The sequence below is a fragment of the Streptomyces sp. NBC_01017 genome, from assembly GCF_045162795.1.
GTDB lineage: Bacteria > Actinomycetota > Actinomycetes > Streptomycetales > Streptomycetaceae > Streptomyces > Streptomyces machairae.
Genome location: NZ_CP108683.1, coordinates 7,986,569 through 8,008,465, shown reverse-complemented (window position 1 = coordinate 8,008,465; position 21,897 = coordinate 7,986,569). Strand labels below are relative to the sequence as shown.

The 21,897-nt window shown below is 69.6% G+C and carries 15 protein-coding genes; 7 read left to right on the top strand and 8 right to left on the bottom strand.

Annotated elements, in window-relative coordinates; translation table 11 throughout:
* Window positions 1-5 precede the first annotated feature (5 nt).
* The 7 genes from OG331_RS36725 to uvrC form a co-directional block, all read right to left on the bottom strand.
* Window positions 6-1,217, bottom strand: coding sequence for a phosphoglycerate kinase (locus tag OG331_RS36725; protein WP_406204568.1), 1,212 nt, complete (start codon window positions 1,215-1,217; stop codon window positions 6-8).
* 154 nt (window positions 1,218-1,371) lie between these two features.
* Window positions 1,372-2,379 carry a type I glyceraldehyde-3-phosphate dehydrogenase gene (gene gap / locus OG331_RS36720; protein ID WP_369270310.1) on the bottom strand — a complete coding sequence of 336 codons (1,008 nt, stop codon included), beginning with the start codon at window positions 2,377-2,379 and terminating at the stop codon, window positions 1,372-1,374.
* Window positions 2,380-2,608: 229 nt separating this feature from the next.
* The gene (locus OG331_RS36715) at window positions 2,609-5,563 is read right to left on the bottom strand and encodes a M14 family zinc carboxypeptidase (protein WP_406204565.1); all 2,955 of its coding nucleotides are present in this window, start codon (window positions 5,561-5,563) and stop codon (window positions 2,609-2,611) included.
* A 153-nt stretch (window positions 5,564-5,716) separates the two neighbouring features.
* Window positions 5,717-6,706, bottom strand: a complete 990-nt coding sequence (gene whiA / locus OG331_RS36710) for a DNA-binding protein WhiA (RefSeq protein ID WP_055621477.1) — start codon at window positions 6,704-6,706, stop codon at window positions 5,717-5,719.
* The gene (gene yvcK, locus OG331_RS36705) at window positions 6,697-7,764 is read right to left on the bottom strand and encodes a uridine diphosphate-N-acetylglucosamine-binding protein YvcK (RefSeq protein ID WP_406204561.1); all 1,068 of its coding nucleotides are present in this window, start codon (window positions 7,762-7,764) and stop codon (window positions 6,697-6,699) included. Before yvcK ends, whiA begins: the two co-directional genes overlap by 10 nt.
* Window positions 7,761-8,777, bottom strand: a complete 1,017-nt coding sequence (gene rapZ, locus OG331_RS36700; RefSeq protein WP_383242734.1) for an RNase adapter RapZ — start codon at window positions 8,775-8,777, stop codon at window positions 7,761-7,763. The genes yvcK and rapZ overlap by 4 nt, the downstream gene beginning before the upstream one ends.
* Complete coding sequence (uvrC, locus tag OG331_RS36695; RefSeq protein WP_406204557.1) at window positions 8,774-10,906, bottom strand: excinuclease ABC subunit UvrC; 2,133 nt, start codon at window positions 10,904-10,906, stop codon at window positions 8,774-8,776. Before uvrC ends, rapZ begins: the two co-directional genes overlap by 4 nt.
* Window positions 10,907-11,593: 687 nt before the next feature.
* Here uvrC and OG331_RS36690 point away from each other — a divergent pair.
* The 3 genes from OG331_RS36690 (at window position 11,594) to OG331_RS36680 (ending at window position 14,779) form a co-directional block, all read left to right on the top strand.
* Window positions 11,594-12,550: a hypothetical protein gene (locus OG331_RS36690; RefSeq protein ID WP_406204553.1), complete on the top strand. Its 957-nt coding sequence runs from the start codon at window positions 11,594-11,596 to the stop codon at window positions 12,548-12,550.
* Between the two features lie 181 nt (window positions 12,551-12,731).
* The gene (locus tag OG331_RS36685) at window positions 12,732-13,871 is read left to right on the top strand and encodes a LacI family DNA-binding transcriptional regulator (protein WP_406204550.1); all 1,140 of its coding nucleotides are present in this window, start codon (window positions 12,732-12,734) and stop codon (window positions 13,869-13,871) included.
* Window positions 13,868-14,779 (top strand): carbohydrate kinase, encoded by a 912-nt coding sequence (locus OG331_RS36680; RefSeq protein ID WP_406204547.1) that lies wholly within the window; start codon window positions 13,868-13,870, stop codon window positions 14,777-14,779. Before OG331_RS36685 ends, OG331_RS36680 begins: the two co-directional genes overlap by 4 nt.
* 173 nt (window positions 14,780-14,952) lie before the next feature.
* Here the strand turns inward: OG331_RS36680 and uvrA are convergent, their stop codons facing one another.
* Window positions 14,953-18,009, bottom strand: coding sequence for an excinuclease ABC subunit UvrA (uvrA, locus tag OG331_RS36675; RefSeq protein ID WP_406204544.1), 3,057 nt, complete (start codon window positions 18,007-18,009; stop codon window positions 14,953-14,955).
* A 248-nt stretch (window positions 18,010-18,257) separates the two neighbouring features.
* Between uvrA and OG331_RS36670 the strand changes: the two genes are divergently transcribed.
* The 4 genes from OG331_RS36670 (at window position 18,258) to OG331_RS36655 (ending at window position 21,882) form a co-directional block, all read left to right on the top strand.
* The gene (locus tag OG331_RS36670) at window positions 18,258-18,944 is read left to right on the top strand and encodes a maleylpyruvate isomerase family mycothiol-dependent enzyme (protein WP_406204541.1); all 687 of its coding nucleotides are present in this window, start codon (window positions 18,258-18,260) and stop codon (window positions 18,942-18,944) included.
* A 96-nt stretch (window positions 18,945-19,040) separates the two neighbouring features.
* Window positions 19,041-19,697 carry an MBL fold metallo-hydrolase gene (locus OG331_RS36665; protein ID WP_406204538.1) on the top strand — a complete coding sequence of 219 codons (657 nt, stop codon included), beginning with the start codon at window positions 19,041-19,043 and terminating at the stop codon, window positions 19,695-19,697.
* Between the two features lie 383 nt (window positions 19,698-20,080).
* Window positions 20,081-20,965 (top strand): ABC transporter substrate-binding protein, encoded by an 885-nt coding sequence (locus OG331_RS36660; protein WP_406204535.1) that lies wholly within the window; start codon window positions 20,081-20,083, stop codon window positions 20,963-20,965.
* Complete coding sequence (locus tag OG331_RS36655) at window positions 20,962-21,882, top strand: amino acid ABC transporter permease (RefSeq protein ID WP_363034525.1); 921 nt, start codon at window positions 20,962-20,964, stop codon at window positions 21,880-21,882. Before OG331_RS36660 ends, OG331_RS36655 begins: the two co-directional genes overlap by 4 nt.
* Window positions 21,883-21,897: the final 15 nt, after the last annotated feature.

Sequence of the window (21,897 nt, the reverse complement as noted above, 5' to 3'; positions counted from 1 at the left end):
AAGGGTCAGTCCTCCAGTGCGGCGAGGCCGGGGAGCGTCTTGCCCTCAAGGTATTCGAGGGAGGCGCCGCCACCGGTCGAGATGTGGCCGAATGCCGTCTCGTCGAAGCCCAGGGTGCGGACGGCCGCGGCGGAGTCGCCACCGCCGACCACGGTGAAGCCCTTGGAGTCGACGAGGGCCTGGGCGACCGCCTTGGTGCCCTCGGCGTAGTCGGGGTGCTCGAAGACGCCCATGGGGCCGTTCCAGAAGACGGTGGCGGCGTCGGCGAGCTTCGAGGCGTACAGCTTGCGGGTCTCCGGACCGATGTCCAGGCCCTCCTGGTCGGCCGGGATGGCGTCCGCGGCGACGGTCGTGGGGTTGGCCGGGGCCTTGGTCTTCAGATCCGGGAACTCGGTGGAGACCAGGACGTCGACCGGCAGGACGATTTCGACGCCGTTCTTCTCGGCGCGCTCCATGTACTCGGTGACGACCGGGATCTGGTCCGCCTGGAGGAGGGAGATGCCGACCTCGTAGCCCTTGGCCTTGAGGAAGGTGTACGCCATGCCGCCGCCGATGAGCAGCCGGTCGGCCTTGGCGAGCAGCTGGTCGATGACGGCGAGCTTGTCGGACACCTTGGCGCCGCCGAGCGCGACGACGTACGGCCGCTTGACGTCATCGGTGAGCTTCCTCAGGACGGCGACCTCGTTCGCGATGAGGTAGCCGGCGTAGTGCGGCAGCTTGGCCGGGAGGTCGTACACGGAGGCGTGCTTGCGGTGCACCGCGCCGAAGCCGTCACCGACGTAGGCATCGGCGAGGACGGCGAGCTGGTCGGCGAAGGCGGCGCGCTCGGCGTCGTCCTTGCTGGTCTCACCGGCGTTGAAGCGGAGGTTCTCGACGACCGCGACCTGGCCGTCGGCGAGGGCGGCGACCACGGCCTGGGCGGACTCGCCGACCGTGTCGGTCGCGAACGCGACGTCCGTGCCGAGCAGTTCACCGAGGCGCGCGGCGGCGGGGGCCAGGGAGAACGCGGGGTCCGGGGTGCCCTTGGGGCGGCCCAGGTGCGAGGCGACGACCACGCGGGCGCCCGCCTCGGCCAGCGCCTTGACAGTCGGCAGGACGGCGCGGATACGGCCGTCGTCGGTGATCGTGGTGCCGTCCAGCGGCACGTTCAGGTCGGCGCGGACGAAGACCCGCTTACCGGCGACGCCTTCGGAGAGAAGTTCGTCGATCGTCTTCATGAAGGGGACTCCTGGGAAGGGCTCGATATCGCTCGCAAGTGCTCGGAAGCACTCGTGATCCAACAGGTCTGATCTGCACGTGAGTCAGGGCTCGGACGGCGCGTCCCTGCGCCGCCCGAGCCCTGCTCTCACATCAATGCGCCTGCTCTGGATATCAGAGCTGGTTGCCGACGAAGACCGTGAGGTCGACGAGGCGGTTCGAGTAGCCCCACTCGTTGTCGTACCAGCCGAGGATCTTCACCGAGGTGCCCTCCTGGACCATGGTCAGGGAGGAGTCGAAGGTGCAGGACGACGGGTCGCTGACGATGTCCGAGGAGACGATCTCGTCCTCGGTGTAGGACAGGTAGCCCTGCAGCTCGCCCTCGGCAGCCTTCTTGAAGGCCGCGTTGACCTCGTCCTTGGTGACCTCGCGCGACAGCTCCACGACCAGGTCGGTGGCCGAGCCGGTCGGGACCGGAACGCGCATCGCGATGCCGTCCAGCTTGCCCTTGAGCTGCGGCAGGACCAGCGCGGTGGCCTTGGCGGCACCGGTCGTGGTCGGGATGATGTTCTCCGCGGCGGCACGGGCGCGGCGCAGGTCCTTGTGCGGGAAGTCCAGGATGCGCTGGTCGTTCGTGTACGCGTGCACGGTCGTCATCAGACCCTTGACGATGCCGAAGTTCTCGTCGAGGACCTTGGCCATCGGCGCCACACAGTTGGTGGTGCAGGAGGCGTTGGAGATGACGTGGTGGTTCGCCGGGTCGTACTTGTTCTCGTTGACGCCCATCACGATGGTGATGTCCTCGTCCTTGGCCGGAGCCGAGATGAGGACCTTCTTGGCGCCGCCGGCGAGGTGCTTGGCGGCGTCGTCCTTCTTGGTGAAGATGCCCGTCGACTCGATGACGATGTCGACGCCCAGCTCACCCCAGGGGATGTCGGCCGGGTTGCGCTCGGACAGCACCTTGATGGTGTGGCCGTCGACGGTGATCGTGTCGGCGGTGTGGGTGACCTCGTGCTTGAGCCGACCCAGGATGGTGTCGTACTTCAGCAAATGGGCCGTGGTCGCGGTGTCACCCAGGTCGTTGACAGCCACGATCTCGATGTCAGCACCCTGCTCCAGCAGCGCGCGGAAGTAGTTGCGACCGATACGACCGAAGCCGTTGATGCCTACGCGGATCGTCACGAACCGATCTCCTCGTTGGTACGCCGGCCATGCGGTGCCGGCGAGCTCTATTTGGGATGTCCCCGACCGCCTACGACCCTACCTCCCTGAGACCGCCGTGGTGACATCCAGATGCCTCATACACGGCACGGCGGTCCGTACCCGCCAGTAGGGGTACGGACCGCCCCGCCCGTAAGCCGGGATCACTCGTTTTGATCACTGTGCGTTGCGCACGGTTGACCTCGGCGTGTCACTCGTCAAGTGAGTCGAGGGCCTTTCCGATGAGCGCCGTCCGGTCGGCCGCCGCGGTGACGTGTTCCAGGCCGAAGCCCAGCAGCACCGTGTCGTCCGTGGTGATCGCACCGTACGACTGGAAGAGCGCCCCGGTGCGCGCCCAGTCCTTGAGGACGGCCGGGCTGCCCGCGGGCGGTCCGGTCACGCTCCAGGCGCCGAGCGAGGTCTCGAAACCCTCGGTCTCGGTGGCCGTGCCGCCGACGACGAGCGCGGCTTGGTCGGCAAGGACGCCGCGTCCGCCGAAGCCCGGGTCGGAGACATAGCTGATCGAGATCTCGACCGACTTGCCGGCATACGCGCTCAGGTCGAACTCCACCTGCTTCCAGCCCGCGGAGGCGCCGGTGAGGGCGTTCCACTGACCGCCGGAGCCGGACGCGGTGCAGCCTGCGGCCGACTGCGTCAGGTAGTGCTTGAGCCAGGGGTGTTCGGCCATGTAGAAGCCGGCCTCGCACTCCGCCGGCACGGCGTTGCTGCTCGCGCCGTTCTTCTCGGGGAGGGTCGTCCAGTCCTCGGTCCCGGTGCCGTGGGCCTCGATCAGGACGTTGTCGTAGCCGGGCTCGACGTCCCAGAGCAACTGGGTGCGCAGGGTCGGCTGCTGCGCCGCGGTCACACCGGTGAGGTCGACGGTCCTGGTGAGCCGCTTGTAGGCGTCGTCGGTGTGCACGGCGGCCGCCATCCACGAACCCGCGTAGGGGCCGTACGGGTTGACCGTTCCGGCGAACTGGCCCGCGCCCGCACTGGCGAACTGCGGGTACGTGCCGACGGCCAGCTGGTCCGAGGTGACGCTGTAACTCCCGGCCTTGTCCAGCGGGTTGCCGGTGGCGTCACCGAGGGTTCCGGTGACGCCGCCGAGCTCGCCGGAACCGGAGAAGCCGGTGGCGCCGGGCAGCGACGTACGGGTGTAGGCGCCCAGGTAGTACTGGCTGAAGTCGTTCGACAGGGTGCCGTCGCCGAGGTCGACGTTGCCGCCGGCCTGCTCGCCCGCCTCCATCAGCTTGCCGCCCTCGTTGAGGTAGGCACGCAACTGGAGTTGGGTGGCGTTGCCGGGGACGTTCGCACCGGTGTAGTGGACGACCGTGTCGAAGTAGCCGAGCACACCGAGCGCGTCGGGCGCGCCCTGAGTGGCGACGTCCCAGACGATCGCCCTGTGGCCGTTGGCCTTGAGCGCGTCGACGTACTTCTGCGCGTGCGTGGCGGGGGCGCCTTCCTCGGCGACCACGAGGACGTCCGCGCGCGGCCGCTCGGCCACGGTGTACGTGAAGTGCTCGCTGGAGACCTTCTTTCCGCTCCTGGTCTCGCCGGTGAACCACACCTCGACCCTGTCGCCCCGGTCGCCGTCGGCGACCTTGGCGCGGTACTCGTCGAAGTAGAGGTTGTCCTCACCGCCGTACGTCTCGCCGCCCTTCCAGGACCGGAGCGCCATGTCGTGCGTACGGCCGCCGTTGACGCGGTACTTGAGCTCCTTGTCGCGCACGGACTTGCGTGCGACGACGGAGACCTCCTGGTCGGCGCCGCGGGAGTACGACGTGGTGAAGGGCGCCGGGGTGAAGTCGGCGGCCTTCAGGCCGAGCGAGGAGGAGGGCTGGTCGGGGTGCGCGGCGGACTCGGCGACGGAGAGCGCGAACGGGACGTTCTTGGCGAACTCCTGCTGGATCAGCTTCTCGTCGTCCGGGAAGTTGAAGCCCGACTGGCAGTCGGCCGCGTTCCACTGGTCGTTGGGGTCGATGTCCGACACGGTCTGGCAGGTCGACATCTCGGGCGTGAACATCGCGATGCCGTTGACGTTCGAGGCGTGGCCGTCCGCCTCGCCGTTCGTCGTGTAGAGCTCCGAGGAGACCTGCGGGTGGTAGCCCGGGATCGCGGGGTTGTCCGGCGTGCCGGCGAGGGCCTTGTAGAGGACGTCGTCGGGGGTGTTGGTGGCCACCTGCCAGCCGACGCCGTAGAGGATCAGCTCGGCCGCGGAGTGGTAGTTGATGCCGTAGTCGAAGCCGATACGGCGCTCGAAGGCGTCCAGTGCCTTGGTCTCCGGCTCGGAGCCCGGGGAGGCGCCGCGGAAGGTCTCGCTGGTCGGGTTCGGGGACGAACCCTCGTCGTCGTAGCCCCACTTGTAGGGGAAGTTACGGTTGAGGTCGACGCCGTCGCCGGTGCTGATGGCACCGTCGCCGTTGATGTCGCGCAGGTTCTTGCGCCACAGACGGTTGCTGGAGTCCTGGAACGTGTAGTCGTAGCCGTCGGGGTTGGCCGAGAGGACGAACCACAGCTCGGTCGAGTCGACGACCTTCTTGATGCGCTTGTCCGTCTTGTAGTTGTCCAGGTAGTGGTGCATCAGCCGCCGGGTCATCTCCGGCGTGATCCACTCGCGCGCGTGCTGGTTGGACATGTACAGGACGGAGGGCTTGGAGCCGTCCTTCGTCTTCTTGGCGTTCTTGCTGAGCTTGAGTGCCAGGATGTCCTGGCCGCCCACCGTCTTGCCGATGGAGACGACCTTGGTGAGGCCGGGGTTCTCCTGCCCCGTCCGGACGATCTCCTCCTTGAGCCCCCCGCTTCCGCTGTACGGGCGGTACACGCCCTCCGCGGCCTTGTCGGTACGGGCCTCGGCGCCGGCGGAGAGGTCGTGCTCGGTGAGCTCGACGCCCTGCTTCTCCAGCTTCTCGGCCTGGTCGTCGGTGAGGTAGACCTCGACGGTGGCCTTGCCCTTCTCGGGCGCCTGCTCACTGAGTTCGTGGCCGTCCTGGCCGGCCGCCAGCAGCAGGGGTACCTGCTTCTTGGTGACTTCGGCGTGGAAGACCTTGACTTCGCTCGGGTCGTTATCTTGTGAACTTCCCGGTTGTGCCTGGGCGATCGGTGCGATACTCGCTCCGCCTATCAGGAGCGCACCGGCAGCGAGGATCGATCTCGCTCTGGGTCTCATGAACCCCCCTAGCAGTGTTTCGCCACAGTGACGAATGACTGCCAGGCTCATGCCACATCACGGTCCCGTCAAGAGTGCCGCAAAGACTGACAAATACCGGTGTGCCGACGTCCCAAGGGGACGTCGGCACCGGCTGGTTGGCGACCCCTCACCTCACCCGACGAGGTTGTCCGCCAGCTCGTCGGAGAGGTTGGCCTCCGTGCCCGGGATGCCCAGGTCCTGGGCCCGCTTGTCGGCCATGGCCAGCAGTCGGCGGATACGGCCGGCGACGGCGTCCTTGGTCAGCGGCGGGTCGGCGAGGGCGCCCAGCTCTTCGAGGGAGGCCTGCTTGTGCTCCATGCGCAGCCGGCCGGCGGCCGCGAGGTGCTCGGGGACCTCCTCGCCGAGGATCTCCAGGGCCCGCTGGACACGGGCGCCGGCGGCGACGGCCGCACGGGCCGAGCGGCGGAGGTTGGCGTCGTCGAAGTTGGCGAGGCGGTTCGCCGTGGCGCGGACCTCGCGGCGCATCCGGCGCTCCTCCCAGGCCAGCACGGACTCGTGCGCCCCGAGCCGGGTCAGCAGGGCGCCGATCGCGTCGCCGTCCCGGACGACCACGCGGTCCACGCCGCGCACCTCGCGGGCCTTGGCGGCGATGGACAGCCGGCGGGCCGCGCCGACCAGGGCGAGCGCGGCCTCGGGGCCCGGGCAGGTCACCTCGAGGGAGGACGAGCGGCCGGGCTCGGTGAGCGAGCCGTGCGCCAGGAACGCACCGCGCCAGGCGGCCTCGGCGTCACAGGTGGCCCCGGAGACCACCTGCGGGGGCAGTCCTCGGATCGGGCGACCCCGCCCGTCGACCAGACCGGTCTGGCGGGCCAGCTGGTCACCGCCCGCGACCACCCGTACGACGTAGCGCGAACCGCGGCGCAGCCCGCCCGGTGCCATCACGATCAGCTCGGAGCTGTGGCCGAAGATCTCCAGGATGTCCCGCTTGAGCCGGCGCGCCGCCATCGCGGTGTCCAGCTCCGCCTCGATCACAATGCGCCCGCTCACCAGATGGAGGCCGCCGGCGAACCGCAGAATGGCGGAGACCTCCGCCTTCCTGCAGCAGGTCCGGGTGACGGGAAGCCGGGAGATCTCATCCTTCACCGCTGCCGTCATCGCCATGGGCCGATCCTTCCATGCATCCGAAAAATACGGTCGTACGCGGCGGCGAGCAGCTCCGGGTCGTGCCGGGGCGTCCCGTCCGTCCGGGCCACCGGGGCCAGCTCGACCGCGGCGCCGAGCCGCTTGGCCGCCTCGGTGAGCACATCGCGGTCGGGCACGGCAGCCTCGTCGGCCAGCACCACGTCCAGGGCGAGTTTAGGGGCGTGTCGTCCCAAAACCTCCAAATGACGCTGCGGTGAGAAGCCTTCGGTTTCTCCCGGTTGCGGCGCGAGGTTCAGGGAGAGCACCCGGCGCGCCTTCGTCTCGGTGAGGGCGTCCAGGAGATCCGGCACGAGCAGGTGCGGAATGACCGAGGAGAACCAGGACCCGGGGCCGAGCACCACCCAGTCCGCGTCCCGGACGGCGGCGACGGCCTCCGGAACGGCGGGCGGGTCGTGCGGCACCACATGCACCGACTGCACCTCGCCGCAGGTCAGGGCGACGTTCGCCTGTCCTCGGACGGTGTCGACCTCCTCGGGCCGGTCCGGGTCGTGCCCCTTGACCAGGGCCTGCAGCTCCAGCGGCACGGCGGACATGGGCAGCACCCGCCCGTGCGCGCCGAGCAGCTTGCCCACCAGGTCGAGGGCCTGGACGTGGTCGCCGAGCTGCTCCCACAGGGCGACGATCAGCAGGTTGCCGACCGCGTGGTCGTGCAGGTCGCCCTGGGAGTGGAAGCGGTGCTGGATGACGCGGGACCAGGTCTGGCCCCAGTCGTCGTCGCCGCACAGCGCGGCCAGCGCCTTGCGCAGGTCGCCGGGCGGCAGAACACCCAGCTCGTCACGCAGGCGCCCGCTGGAGCCGCCGTCGTCCGCCACGGTGACGACGGCGGTGAGATCGCCGGTGATCCGGCGCAGCGCGGCGAGCGAGGCGGACAGGCCCATGCCGCCGCCGAGGGCGACGACCTTGGGCTGGGCGCCCCGGCGGCGTGGCCTGGCGCCACGGGCTTCGGCGGGCCGGGCGGCGCGTGACTCGGGCACCGCCCGGCGCAGCCTGCTCAGCCGCGGTGTACGTCCCGTCATTCCCGTCCCATGTCCCGGTGTACGACCACCGTCTCCACGCCCTGGGAGGCGAGGCGGGCGGCGAGCTTCTCGGAGGTGGCGACCGAGCGGTGCTTGCCGCCGGTGCAGCCGACCGCGATGGTCACGTACCGCTTGCCCTCACGGCGGTATCCGGCCGCGATGAGCTGGAGCAGCTCGGAGTAGCGGTCGATGAATTCCTTCGCGCCGGGCTGGTTGAAGACGTACGCCGACACCTCCTCGTTGAGGCCGGTGAACGGGCGCAGCTCCGGCACCCAGTGCGGGTTGGGCAGGAAGCGCATGTCCACGACCAGGTCGGCGTCGACCGGGAGGCCGTACTTGAACCCGAAGGACATGACCGTGGCCCGCAGCTCGGGCTCCTCGTCACCGGCGAACTGGGCGTCCATCTTGGCCCGCAGCTCGTGCACGTTGAGGCTGGAGGTGTCGATCACCAGGTCGGCGTCGCCGCGCAGCTCGCGCAGCAGCTCGCGCTCGGCGGCGATGCCGTCGACGATACGGCCGTCGCCCTGGAGGGGGTGCGGACGGCGCACCGACTCGAAGCGGCGCACCAGGGCGTCGTCGGAGGACTCCAGGAAGACGATCCGGCGTGTCACGCCCCGGGTGTCGAGGTCGGACAGCGACTCACGGAGGTTGTCGAAGAAGCGACGGCCACGGACGTCGACGACCACCGCGATCCGCGCCACGTTGCCCTGGGAGCGGGCGCCGAGCTCCACCATCGTGGGGATCAGGGCGGGCGGGAGGTTGTCGACGACGAACCAGCCGAGGTCCTCCAGACACTTGGCGGCCGTCGAGCGGCCGGCCCCGGACATGCCGGAGATGATCACCAGCTCGGGGATGGCCACCTCGGGGACCCCGGCTGCGTCGACGCCCGTACTCACCTGTGCTCCGTCTTCCTGGGGTGCGTCCTGCTGGGTGAGATCCTCGCCGTCCTTCCTGTGCGTGTCCTGAGCTTGTTGATCTCGCTCGCCTGTGGGCTGTGTCTCGTGCTCGCTCATCTCTCCTGCCCCCGTCGTTCGTCCGGGGCGCCCGCGGACACGGGCTCCCCCGAGGTCTCCGCCGTCGTATCGGATTCCTCGTCTTCCATGATCTCTCCAGTCGCCGTGTTCACGGCGGGTGCGGCCGGGGCCGCCTGGGCAAAGGCAATGGCGATCGCCTCGGCGGTCTTGCGACCTATGCCCGGAACCTCGCAGATCTGGTCGATTGTCGCGGATCGCAGCCTCTTCACCGAACCGAAGTGCTTGATCAGCGCCTGCTTGCGGGTCTCACCGAGGCCGGGGACGTCGTCCAGCGGGCTGGACCGGAAACGCTTGGCCCGCTTGGTGCGCTGGTAGGTGATCGCGAAGCGGTGCGCCTCGTCCCGGACGCGCTGGAGCATGTAGAGGCCCTCGCTGGTGCGGGGCAGGACGACCGGGTCGTCCTCGCCGGGCAGCCAGACCTCCTCCAGGCGTTTGGCCAGGCCGCAGACGGCGATGTCGTCGATGCCGAGCTCGTCCAGGGCCCGCTGGGCGGCCGCGACCTGCGGCTGTCCGCCGTCGACGACGACGAGCTGCGGCGGGTATGCGAAGCGCTTGGGTCGGCCGTCGTCGTCCTTGAGGCCGTTGCCCCGGCCGTCGGTGACGTCGTCATCGAGGCCGTCGGCGATGGGCGCGGAGGAGGCATCCGTGAGGGGGCCGGTCGACGTGTCGCCGAGGCTGTTCTCGCCGTCGGCCCACTCGCCCGTCTTCTCCCTCTCGGCGAGGTAGCGCCTGAAGCGGCGGGTGATCACCTCGTGCATGGAGCGGACGTCGTCCTGGCCCTCGAAGCTCTTGATCTGGAAGCGGCGGTACTCGCTCTTGCGCGCCAGCCCGTCCTCGAAGACGACCATGGAGGCCACGACGTCGTCGCCCTGGAGGTGGGAGATGTCGTAGCACTCGATCCGGAGGGGGGCGCTGTCGAGGTCGAGGGCGTCGGCGATCTCTTCCAGGGCACGCGAGCGCGTGGTCAGGTCGGAGGCGCGCTTGGTCTTGTGCAGGACGAGCGCCTGCTGGGCGTTGCGCTCCACGGTCTCCATGAGGGCGCGCTTGTCGCCTCGCTGGGGGATGCGCAGGGAGACGCCCGAACCGCGTCGGCCGGTCAGCCACTCCTGAACGGGCTCCACCGGGTCGGGCAGGGCCGGGACGAGGACCTCCTTGGGCACGGCGTCCCCGGTCTCCTCGCCGTAGAGCTGCTGGAGGGCGTGCTCGACGAGGGCGCCGGTGGTGATCTCCTCGACCTTGTCGGTCACCCAGCCGCGCTGACCGCGCACCCGGCCACCACGGACGTGGAAGATCTGCACGGCCGCCTCGAGCTCGTCCTCGGCGACCGCGATGAGGTCGGCGTCGGTCGCGTCGGCGAGCACGACCGCGTTCTTCTCCATGGCCTTCTTCAGGGCCTCGATGTCGTCGCGCAGACGGGCGGCCCGCTCGTAGGCCATCTCGTCGGCCGCCTCCGTCATCTGCTTCTCCAGGCGGCGCAGATAGGTGCTCGTGCGGCCGGTCATGAAGTCGCAGAACTCGTCGGCCAGTTCGCGGTGCTCCTCGGCGGAGACGCGGTCCACGCAGGGGGCGGAGCACTTTCCGATGTATCCGAGGAGGCAGGGGCGGCCGGTGCGGCGGGCGTTCTTGAAGACGCCGGCCGAGCACGTGCGCACGGGGAAGACGCGCAGGAGGAGGTCGACGGTGTCGCGGATCGCCCACGCGTGCGCGTACGGCCCGAAATACCTGACGCCCTTCTTCTTGTGACCACGCATCACCTGCACGCGCGGGAACTCCTCGTTCATCGTCACCGCGAGGTACGGGTAGCTCTTGTCGTCGCGGTACTTGACGTTGAACCGGGGGTCGTACTCCTTGATCCAGGAGTACTCCAGCTGCAGGGCCTCGACCTCCGTGGACACCACGGTCCACTCCACGGACGCTGCCGTGGTGACCATCGAGCGGGTGCGCGGATGCAGGCCCGCGAGGTCCTGGAAGTAGTTCGCCAGGCGCTGGCGCAGGCTCTTCGCCTTTCCGACGTAGATCACCCTGCGGTGCTCGTCACGGAACCTGTACACCCCGGGAGAGTCCGGGATCTGTCCCGGCTTGGGGCGGTAGCTGGAGGGGTCGGCCATGTCTCACACCCTACTGGCGCCCGCTGACACTCCGGCGAGCCTGTGGATAACCCTCCCACCCGGTCGGCGGGTCTCCGGGAAGGCGAGAACGGCCAGGGCAGGGCGGTGGTCGGCGCCGGCCTCCGTGAACCGCGGCCCCGGTGGACTGATCGGTGGATCACCCGCGGCCGCGCGGTAAGCCTCACTGGCGTGTCCGTCTCACTGCCGTGCGTGCGGTCCGTCTCACTCGCGTACCTGACGGCTCAGTGGGATACCTGACGACGAGCACACCGATGCCGCGCTCGCCCGGATGACCGCCGTCAGCATGAGCAGACAGGTGGCCCTTGCCTCAGGGCTCTCTCGGGGAGCGGGATGAAGGCGGAGCTGGGCCAGGTGAGCCCAAGCGCCGACATGACCCCGGCCGCCGGGTGACCGCGCGGAGCCTCTGCCTGTGTGGGCAACACCATGACCAGCACGGCGACTTGAGCTGACGGGGCGGGCGGAGGCGTCGGGACTCGGCCAGGGTGCCCGGCTGTTGGGCGACAGGTGTTGTCGGGACTTGGTCAACACGCTTCAATGCGGTGGAACTCGGGGCCCTGAACGACGGCGTACGGATGTGAAGACCCCCGCTATGCCGACGGGGTGGCCCCGAAGATCCGCGCGACCGGTCTGACCAGCCGTTGTGAACAACCACAGAAAGGCCCCTGCATGCCGCACGCCACTCAGCACGCGGACGTCCCCACCGTCGCCACCGCGGAACTGGACACGGCCCTGCGAGGCGGCCCCTTCCACGTAGCCCTGCGTGCCGCGATAGCCGCCCGGGGACTGCCGCTGCAGCGGGTGCAGCACCATCTGTCCCGCCGTGGGGTGAAGGTCGGCGTCACCAGCCTGAGCTACTGGCAGCAGGGTGCGCGTCGGCCGCAGCGCCCCGAGTCGCTGCGTGCGGTGCGGGCGTTGGAGGAGATACTCCAGCTGCCGGAGGAGTCCCTGATCCGGCTGCTCGCCGAGGCCGACGACCACTGCACCCTCCAGCAGCCGGCGGTCCGCTCCTACCGCTCCCTCGTGGAGGCCTCGGGCGTCCTGGAACAGCTGCTGTCCGAACTGGACTGCCCCACCGACGGCGGCCTGCACACCCTCGCCCACCACGAGCGGGTACGCATCGGGGTGCGCCGCGAGCTGGCGGGGCGCGAGTCGCACCACATCGTGCGCGCCCACAGGGACGGTGTGGACCGCTTCGTCGCCGTCCACCACGGCGACCCGGGATGCGTGCCGGAGCGCATGACGGTGCACGCCGTGGAGAACTGCCGTACGGGACGTGTCCGTTGGGACCACGAAACCGGCGTCCTGGTGGCGGAGCTGCTCTTCGGTGCGCGTCTGCGGGCGGGCGACACCTACCTCTTCCGCTACGGCGTCGAGGACGGCACGGCCGCCGTGAGCCGCGAGTACGCCCGGGGCTTCCCGCTCGCGGGCGGCCAGTACACCCTCCAGGTCCGGTTCGCCGAGAACGCCCTCCCGGTCCGCTGTCACCGGTTCTCCCAGCACTCGGCGGCAGCGCCGCGCAGCGGCCGTCAGGGGCTGGCCCTCAGCGGGCTGCACCGATCTGTTCACCTGGTGGAGCCGCGGGTGCGGTCGGGGATCTTGGGCATCGGGTGGGAGTGGGAGTGAGCTGAGGCGCCGGCCGACCCTCGGGCGGGCTCCCCCAGCCAAGGCTCTTGGCCGAGGAGGACGTAAACGATTGCGCAAGCGTTTACGTCCGGCGCCGAATGGGATACGTTCCCGGCCAGAACCCCGCGGCGAGCGGGTTGCGGTGGCCCAGGGAGGGGCGCGGCACAGGGAGGGGATCGTGATGGCAACCATGGCCGACGTCGCGCGGAGCGCCGGCGTGTCCGTGGCGACCGTCTCGCATGTGCTGAACGGCACCCGGCCGGTGCTGCCCCACACCCGCCAGGCGGTACTGGACGCCATGGACGAGCTCGGCTACACGCCAAACACCCTCGCCCGGTCCCTCGTGACCTCCCGCACCCGGTCCATCGGGCTCGCGGTGTCGGCGATCAGCAACCCCTACTTCACCGAGATACTCCAGGGCGTCGAGGCCGGCGCCCTGGAACACGGCTACAGCCTGCTCATCGCCGACCCGCACGACGATCCCGTGCATGAGCGCAAGGTCGTCCAGCTCCTGCACGAGCGCCGCGTGGACGGCATGATCGTCGCACCTTCCGCCGACCCTCGCGAGCTCCTCGCCTACCTCGGGCGCCACAAGGTGCCGACGGTCCTTCTCGACCGCGTGGTCGACACCCCGGCGGACGGCTCGGCGGGGTTCGACCAGGTCTGCGCCGACAGCGCCGAACCCATGGCCCGGCTGGTCACCCATCTCGCCGACCTCGGCCACCGCCGGATCGGCCTGGTCGCCGGCCTGCCGGGGCTCAGCACCACAAGCGAGCGGCTCACCGGGTACCGCGACGGCCTGACGGCGGCCGGGCTCGTGTACGACGAGCGCCTCGTCGTACACGGCGACTCCGAGTCGACCGCAGCCGAACGGGCCACCACCGCGCTGCTGTCGCTCGCCACGCCGCCCACCGCACTCGTCACCGCCAACAACGCGATGACCATCGGTGCCCTGCGCGCCCTGCGTGACCACGGCATGTCCGTGCCCGACGACATCGCGCTGTGCTGCTTCGACGACTTCGCCTGGGCCGACCTGTTCTCGCCCAGGCTCACCGCGATAGCCCAGCCCAGCAGGGACATCGGCGCTCAGGCGGTCCGCGTGCTCCTTGACCGACTCGCCTCACCCGACGGTCCCGCCCGGACCGTGCGCCTTCCCTGCACCTTCGTGCATCGCACCTCGTGCGGGTGTGCCGAAGAGCCGGGGCGGTCCGGGAGGCCCGCGAGGCGCGAGAAAGCCGCGGGGTCCGAGGGCACCGCCAAGCCCTCGGCACCCGACAGTCCCGAACAGTCCCTGACGTCCGTGAAAGGAACCATCTCGTGATCGTCGTCGCCGGTGAGGCCCTGATCGACCTGGTACCGCAGGGCACGGGCGCCCTCGCGGACCTGAAGCCGGCGCTCGGCGGCGGCCCGTACAACACTGCCGTGGCTCTGGGCCGCCTCGGCTCCCCCACTGCCTTCTGTTCCCGAACCTCCTACGACGCCTTCGGTGAGGCCCTGCTCGACGGGCTGCGGGCGGCCGGGGTGGACGTGTCGGCCGTGCAGCGCGGCATCGAGCCGACCACGCTCGCGGTCGCCACCATCGACGACAAGGGCTCGGCCGCCTACTCCTTCTATGTCGAGGGCACCGCCGACCGACTCTTCACGGCGCCTGCGGAGCTGCCCGCGGGGGCCCGCGCGGTGTCCTTCGGTACCTGTTCGCTCGTCCTGGAACCGGGGGCGAGCGCCTATGAGGAGCTGATGCGCAGCGCGGCCTCGCAAGGGGTGTTCACCGCGCTCGACCCGAACATCCGGGCGGGGCTGATCCCTGACCCGGATGGATACCGGGCCCGGTTCAAGAGCTGGCTGCCGTCGGTGTCACTGCTGAAGCTCTCCGAGGAGGACGCGCTGTGGCTGGGCGGCACTCCGCGTGAGTGGCTGGCCGCGGGACCTTCGGCAGTCGTGATCACTCAGGGCGGTGAGGGGCTGACCGCCTTCACGCGGGACGGCGCCGAGCACTCCGTGGCGGGCGAGGAGGTCGACGTCGTCGACACGATCGGTGCGGGCGACACCGTGAACGCGGCCCTGTTGCACGGCCTGGCCGCCCAGGGCGCTCTGTCCGCCGAGGCGCTCGTGGGACTGGGCGCCGACGGTTGGACACGGCTGTTGCGGTTCGCGGCGCGGGCTGCCGCGATCACCTGCTCCCGGGCGGGCGCCGAGCCGCCGTACGCCTCCGAAGTGGGGGACTTCTAGGAGGCGTTCCGCTCGGAGGCGTTCCGGTCCATTCGATTCCGCTCTTGAGCAGTCAAGGTTCATCGCAGCCGCAGGGATCGGGCCGCTGATGATCCAACGTGCGGCGCCCCGCGGGGAGTTCCCGCGGGGCGCCGTACTTCTCAGGACGGGTCCTGGCTCGTTGCTCGTGAGCCTCAGGCCTTGCGGGCCCGCGTGGTCTTCTTCGCGGGCGTCGCCTTCTTCGCGGCAGCCGCCTTCTTCGTGGCCCCGGCCGCCTTGTCCGTGGCCTTGTTGTTGACCGTCTTCGTGGTCCTGGCCGTCGCCGTCTTCTTCGCCGTCGCTCCTGCCGCAACCGTCTTCTTGGCGGCCGTCCTGCGGGGCGCCTTCACGGGGGCGGCGTCGCTGATCCGGTCAGGGTCGAGGATCTCGCGCAGGAACTTGCCGGTGTGGCTGGCGGGGACCGCGGCAACCTGCTCGGGGGTGCCCTCGGCGATGACGAGGCCACCGCCGGCGCCGCCCTCGGGACCCATGTCCACGACCCAGTCGGCGGTCTTGATCACGTCGAGGTTGTGCTCGATGACGATGACCGTGTTGCCCTTGTCGACCAGGCCCGACAGCACCCTCAGCAACTTGCTGATGTCCTCGAAGTGCAGACCGGTGGTCGGCTCGTCGAGAACGTAGACCGTGCGGCCGGTGGAGCGCTTCTGCAGCTCGCTGGCGAGCTTCACCCGCTGTGCCTCACCGCCGGACAGGGTGGTCGCGGACTGACCGAGCCGGACATAACCGAGACCGACGTCGTTCAGCGTCTTGAGGTGACGGTTGATCGACGGGACGGCCTCGAAGAAGTCCATGGCTTCCTCGATCGGCATGTTCAGGACCTCGGCGATGGACTTGCCCTTGTAGTGGACCTCCAGGGTCTCCCGGTTGTACCGGGCGCCGTGGCAGACCTCGCACGGGACGTACACGTCCGGGAGGAAGTTCATCTCGATCTTGATGGTGCCGTCGCCCGCGCAGTTCTCGCAGCGGCCGCCCTTGACGTTGAAGGAGAAGCGGCCCGGCATGTAGCCGCGGACCTTCGCCTCGGTGGTCTCGGCGAACAGCTTGCGGATGTGGTCGAAGACTCCGGTGTACGTCGCCGGGTTCGAGCGCGGGGTGCGGCCGATGGGCGACTGGTCGACGTGCACGACCTTGTCGACGAGGTCGTCGCCGTCCACCCGCGTGTGCCGCCCGGGCACGCTGCGGGCGCCGTTCAGCTCGCGCGCGAGGTGCGTGTACAGGATGTCGTTGACCAGCGTGGACTTGCCGGAGCCGGACACACCGGTGACCGCGGTGAACACGCCCAGCGGGAACGAGACGTCGATGTCCTGGAGGTTGTTCTCACGGGCGCCGTGCACCGTGAGCTGCCGGGACGGGTCGTGCGGGCGCCGGATGTCGGGCAGCGGGATCGACTTCTTGCCGGCCAGGTACTGACCGGTCTGCGACTCGGCGTTGGCGAGCAGTTCCTTCAGGGAGCCGCTGTGCACGACCTTGCCGCCGTGCTCACCGGCGCCGGGGCCGATGTCGACGATCCAGTCGGCGACCTTGATGGTGTCCTCGTCGTGCTCGACGACGATGAGCGTGTTGCCCATGTCGCGCAGCCGGACCAGAGTCTCGATCAGCCGGTGGTTGTCGCGCTGGTGCAGACCGATGGACGGCTCGTCGAGGACGTACAGCACGCCGACGAGTCCGGAACCGATCTGGGTGGCAAGGCGGATGCGCTGGGCCTCGCCACCGGAGAGCGTGCCTGCCGCGCGGTTGAGCGAGAGGTAGTCCAGGCCGACGTCGACCAGGAAGCGCAGCCGTTCGTTGACCTCTTTCAGCACGCGCTCGGCGATCTTCTTGTCGCGGGCGTTGAGCTTCAGCTCGCCCAGGAATTCCGCGCAGTCGCTGATGGACATCGCCGCGACCTCGGCGATCGACTTCTCCATGATCGTGACCGCGAGGACGATCGGCTTCAGGCGGGTGCCCTCACAGGTGGGGCAGGGCACCTCGCGCATATAGCCCTCGAAGCGCTCCCGGCTGGCGTCGCTCTCCGCCTCGCTGTGCCGGCGCTTGACGAAGGGGACGGCCCCTTCGAACGGCGTCGTGTACACGCGCTCGCGACCGTAACGGTTGCGGTAGCGGACCTCGATCTGCGTCTTGTGGCCGTACAGCAGGGCCTTCCTGGCGCGCTGCGGCAGGCCCGCGAACGGGATGTCCGTCCGGAATCCCAACGCGTCCGCGAGGGCGCCGATCAGACGGCCGAAATAGTCCTTGGTGTGGCCGTGCGACCAGGGGTGGATGGCGCCCTCGTCGAGGGACTTGTCCTCGTCCGGGACGATCAGCTCGGGGTCGACCTCCATGCGCGTGCCGATGCCGGTGCACTCGGGGCAGGCGCCGAAGGGCGAGTTGAAGGAGAAGGAGCGCGGCTCCAGCTCCTCGAAGGAGAGGTCGTCGTACGGGCAGTACAGGTGCTCCGAGTACATGCGCTCGCGCTCGGGGTCGTCCTCGGGGAGGTCGACGAAGTCGAGCACGACCATGCCGCCGGACAGGCCGAGGGCCGTCTCCACGGAGTCGGTGAGCCGGCGCTTGGCGGAGTCCTTCACCGTGAGGCGGTCGACGACCACCTCGATGGTGTGCTTCTCCTGCTTCTTCAGCGTGGGCGGGTTGGACAGCTGGATCGTCTCGCCGTCCACACGCGCGCGGGAGTAGCCCTTGGTCTGGAGGTCGGCGAAGAGATCGACGAACTCGCCCTTGCGCTCGCGCACCAGCGGTGACAGGACCTGGAAGCGGCTCCCCTCCGGCAGCTCCAGGACCCTGTCGACGATGGCCTGCGGCGACTGGCGCGAGATCGGGCGACCGCACTCGGGGCAGTGCGGCTTGCCGATGCGCGCGAAGAGGAGCCGCAGATAGTCGTAGACCTCGGTGATGGTGCCGACCGTCGAGCGCGGGTTGCGCGAGGTCGACTTCTGGTCGATGGAGACCGCCGGGGACAGACCCTCGATGAAGTCGACGTCCGGCTTGTCCATCTGACCGAGGAACTGCCGGGCGTAGGACGACAGCGACTCCACGTAACGCCGCTGTCCTTCCGCGAAGATCGTGTCGAAGGCCAGCGAGGACTTACCCGACCCCGACAGGCCCGTGAAGACGATGAGCGAGTCGCGCGGCAGGTCGAGCGAGACATTCTTCAGGTTGTGCTCGCGCGCGCCACGGACGATGAGACGGTCGGCCACGCCGGTCCGCACCTTTCTTGAGAGAAGTGACAGGGGGGCGAGGCCCCCGTGTTTTCTCGGACTAGGCCCCCGTGATTCTCAGACTAGGGGGAGCCACTGACAACGCCGGTCGGATTCCCGATTGGGACAACAATCCCGAGCCATCCAGCATGCCCGACGCCACGACCGACCCTATAGCACGCGCATTCGATTTACGGCACTCGTTCACCACCTTCACCCAAAGGTGTGGCGAGGCTAATGTCAGCACCATGATTGATCACGCTCGTGACCTGGTGTCTGTACGTGAAGCGACCGAAAGGCTGCTCACCGCAGCGGCCAAGCTGGACAACGCGTCGGTGGCCGAGCCGTCACGGCTTCCCGGCTGGAGCCGCGCCCACGTCCTCGCCCATCTCGCCCGTAACGCGGACGCGCTCGTGAACGTCCTCGAAGGGCGCCCCATGTACGTCTCCGCCACCGCCCGGGACGCCGACATCGAGCGGGACGCCCCTCGGCCCCTCGAGGTGCAGCTCACCGACGTGCGCGACAGCGGGGCCCGCTTCCAGGAAACGGGAGCGGCACCCGCGGACTGGTCACGCACGGTGGAGCTGCGCAACGGGGTCACCGACGCGGCGGCCCGGGTGCCGTTCCGGCGCTGGGTCGAGGTGGAGCTGCACCATGTGGACCTCGGGATCGGGTACGAGCTGGAGGACCTGCCGGCGGAGTTCGTGGAGCGGGAGATCGACTTCCTCTCGGAGCGGTTCACCGGGCACCCCGATGTGCCGTCGACGCGTCTCACGGACGGCACGCGCGTGTGGAGCACGGGCCGGCAGGCGGGCACTGCCGAGGTCACCGTCCGAGGTTCCGCACCCGACCTGCTCGGCTGGCTCGCCGGACGCCGCGACGGCTCCGCGCTGACCGCTCAGGGCGGCATGCTGCCGTCGCTTCCCCCGCTGTAACAGCCGTACGTTCCCTGGGTCGCTCTGCCCGCAACGCTCTGTCCGCTGTGGTGGCCCGACGGCCCAGGGACCGCTCTGCCGCTATAGGCTGCCGACATGACGTACAGCGGACAGGTGACGGTCGGTGGCCCTGCCGACGTGCACGAGCTCAAGGACCTGATGATCACCAAGATCGCGGTCGGCCCGATGAACAACAACGCCTATCTGCTGCGCTGCCGGGCCACCGACGAGCAGCTGCTGATCGATGCCGCCAACGAGGCGGACACCCTGCTGGGCATGATCGGCGACGACGGCATCGCGTCCGTCGTCACCACCCACCAGCACGGCGACCATTGGCAGGCACTCGCCGCGGTCGTCGACGCCACCGGCGCGCGCACGTACGCCGGCCGGGACGACGCCGACGGCATCCCGGTGCCGACCGACGTCCCGGTCGACGACGGCGACATCATCCGGGTGGGGCGCGTGGAGCTCACCGCGCGCCATCTGGTGGGGCACACGCCGGGCTCGATCGCGCTCGTCTACGACGACCCGCACGGACATCCCCATGTGTTCACCGGGGACTGCCTGTTCCCGGGCGGTGTGGGCAACACCCGTAAGGACCCGGAGGCGTTCGCCAGTCTGATCCACGACGTCGAGACGAAGATCTTCGACGCCCTGCCGGACGAGACGTGGGTCTACCCGGGGCACGGCGACGACACCTCGCTGGGTGCGGAACGGCCTCATCTGCCGGAGTGGCACGCGCGGGGCTGGTGACCGCAGGGACGGTGACCCCAGGGACGGTGACCGCAGGGCCGGTCACCGCCGACGGGGGTTGGTGAGGGCCGACCAGGCCATCACGAGCGCCGTGCGCTCCCCACGCACGCGCCCCGTGTGAACCGTTCACACGCGCCGGTGCCCTGCGCGCGCTCCCGGCGTGCGTTGTTGCGCAGTCAACTGGAAGCAGCCCCGCGCAGGATGACGGCTCCTGAGCGGTACGGGCCGCCGGTCTTCAACCCCGCCCTCGACCGGCGGCCCCGGCGGCGGCTGCCGCCGTGGAAGCGGGCGGTGTTCACAAGAACGCAACACCCCTTCCCACTATGCGGAAACTGACCGTCGTGACCTCGACAAACACGACGGCCCACTGCCAATCTCGCGCCATGCACCTTGCCCCCCGCGCGCTGCGCCACGCCGTCGTCCTCGCAACGACAGCCCTGATCGCCACCGCACTCGGCTGTGCTCCGCAGCCGGACGAGAACGCCGCCGGAACACCGTCGGGATCGGCAGGGAAGTCCTGCGCCAAGGGCGAGTTGGCCACCGAGACCGCCGGCAAGCTCACGATCGCCACCGACGAGCCGGCCTACGAGCCCTGGTTCAAGGACGACAAGCCGGCCAACGGCGAGGGCTTCGAGTCTGCGGTCGCGTACGCCGTGGCCAAGCAACTCGGCTACGACAAGAGCGCCGTCGTCTGGCAGAGCGTGCCGTTCAGCAAGGCCTTCGCACCCGGCGAGAAGACCTTCGACTTCGACATCAACCAGGTGTCGATCAGCGACGAGCGCAAGAAGGCCGTGGACTTCTCCTCCGGCTACTACGACGTCCGCCAGGCCGTCATCGCGCTGAAGGGAACCAAGGCCGCCAAGGCGAAGAGCGTCGCGGACCTGAAGGACCTCAAGCTCGGCGCCCAGGTCGGCACGACGAGCCTCAACTACATCGACGACGTGGTGAAGCCGACCCGGCAGACCGCCGCGTACGCCAAGAACGACCAGGCCAAGTCCGCGCTGAAGAACGGTCAGGTCGACGCCGTCGTGGTCGACCTGCCGACCGCCTTCTACATCACCGCGGCCGAGGTGACGGACGCGACGATCGTCGGTCAGTTCGAGAACCAGGGCGGTACGCCGGAGCAGTTCGGGCTCGTGCTCGACAAGGGCAGCGCGCTCACCGGGTGCGTGACGGACGCCGTCGACGCCCTGCGCGGGGACGGCACCCTGGGCAAGCTCGAGCAGCAGTGGCTCTCCGACGCGGTCGACGCCCCGGTGCTCAAGTGACGGTCACGAAGGAGGAGTCCGGCCAGGAAGGCGCGGACGACAACGATGGCGTGTCCGGCGCGGGCGACGACGGCTACGTCCCCTCCCAGCGGCGTCTCGACCGCGAGCGCTACAAGCGGGCCCGCGCCCGCCGCGCCACGGCCATCGCAGCGCTCTCCACGCTGGTCACGGGCGTCGTTCTCTACCTGGTTGTGGTCAACGCGCCGGGCTGGCCGCGCACCAAGGAGACGTTCTTCGACTGGCAGTACGCGCGCGAGGCGTTCCCGAAGATCCTCGAAGGGCTCTGGCTGAACGTCCGACTGCTGCTGATCTGCGGCGCGGCCGTGCTGGTCCTCGGGATGCTCATCGCCGTCGCCCGCACGCTGCGCGGCCCGGTGTTCTTCCCGCTGCGGGCGCTGGCGGCCGCGTACACGGACTTCTTCCGGGGCCTTCCGCTCATCATTAACCTCATGATCGTCGTCCTCGGCGTCCCCGCGCTGCGGCTGCAGGGCGTGACCGTCGATCCCGTGCTGCTGGGCGGTACGGCGTTGACGCTGACGTATTCGGCGTACGTGGCCGAGGTGTTCCGTGCGGGCATCGAGTCCGTCCACCCCTCGCAGCGCGCCGCGGCACGCTCGCTCGGCCTCACCAACCGGCAGGCGCTGCGGCACGTCGTCCTGCCCCAGGCCGTACGCCGCCAGGTGCCGCCCCTGCTGAACGACCTGGTGTCGCTACAGAAGGACACCGGACTGGTGTCGATCGGCGGCGCGGTGGACGCCGTGCGGGCCGCGGACATCATCGTGGGCCGCAGTCTCAACTACACGCCGTACATCGTCGCGGGCCTGGTCTTCGTGGCGCTGACCATCCCGATGACGCGCTTCACGGACTGGGTGACGGCCCGGATGGACCGTCGGCGCGCCCAAGGAGGAACCCTGTGAGCGACGCACCTGTGC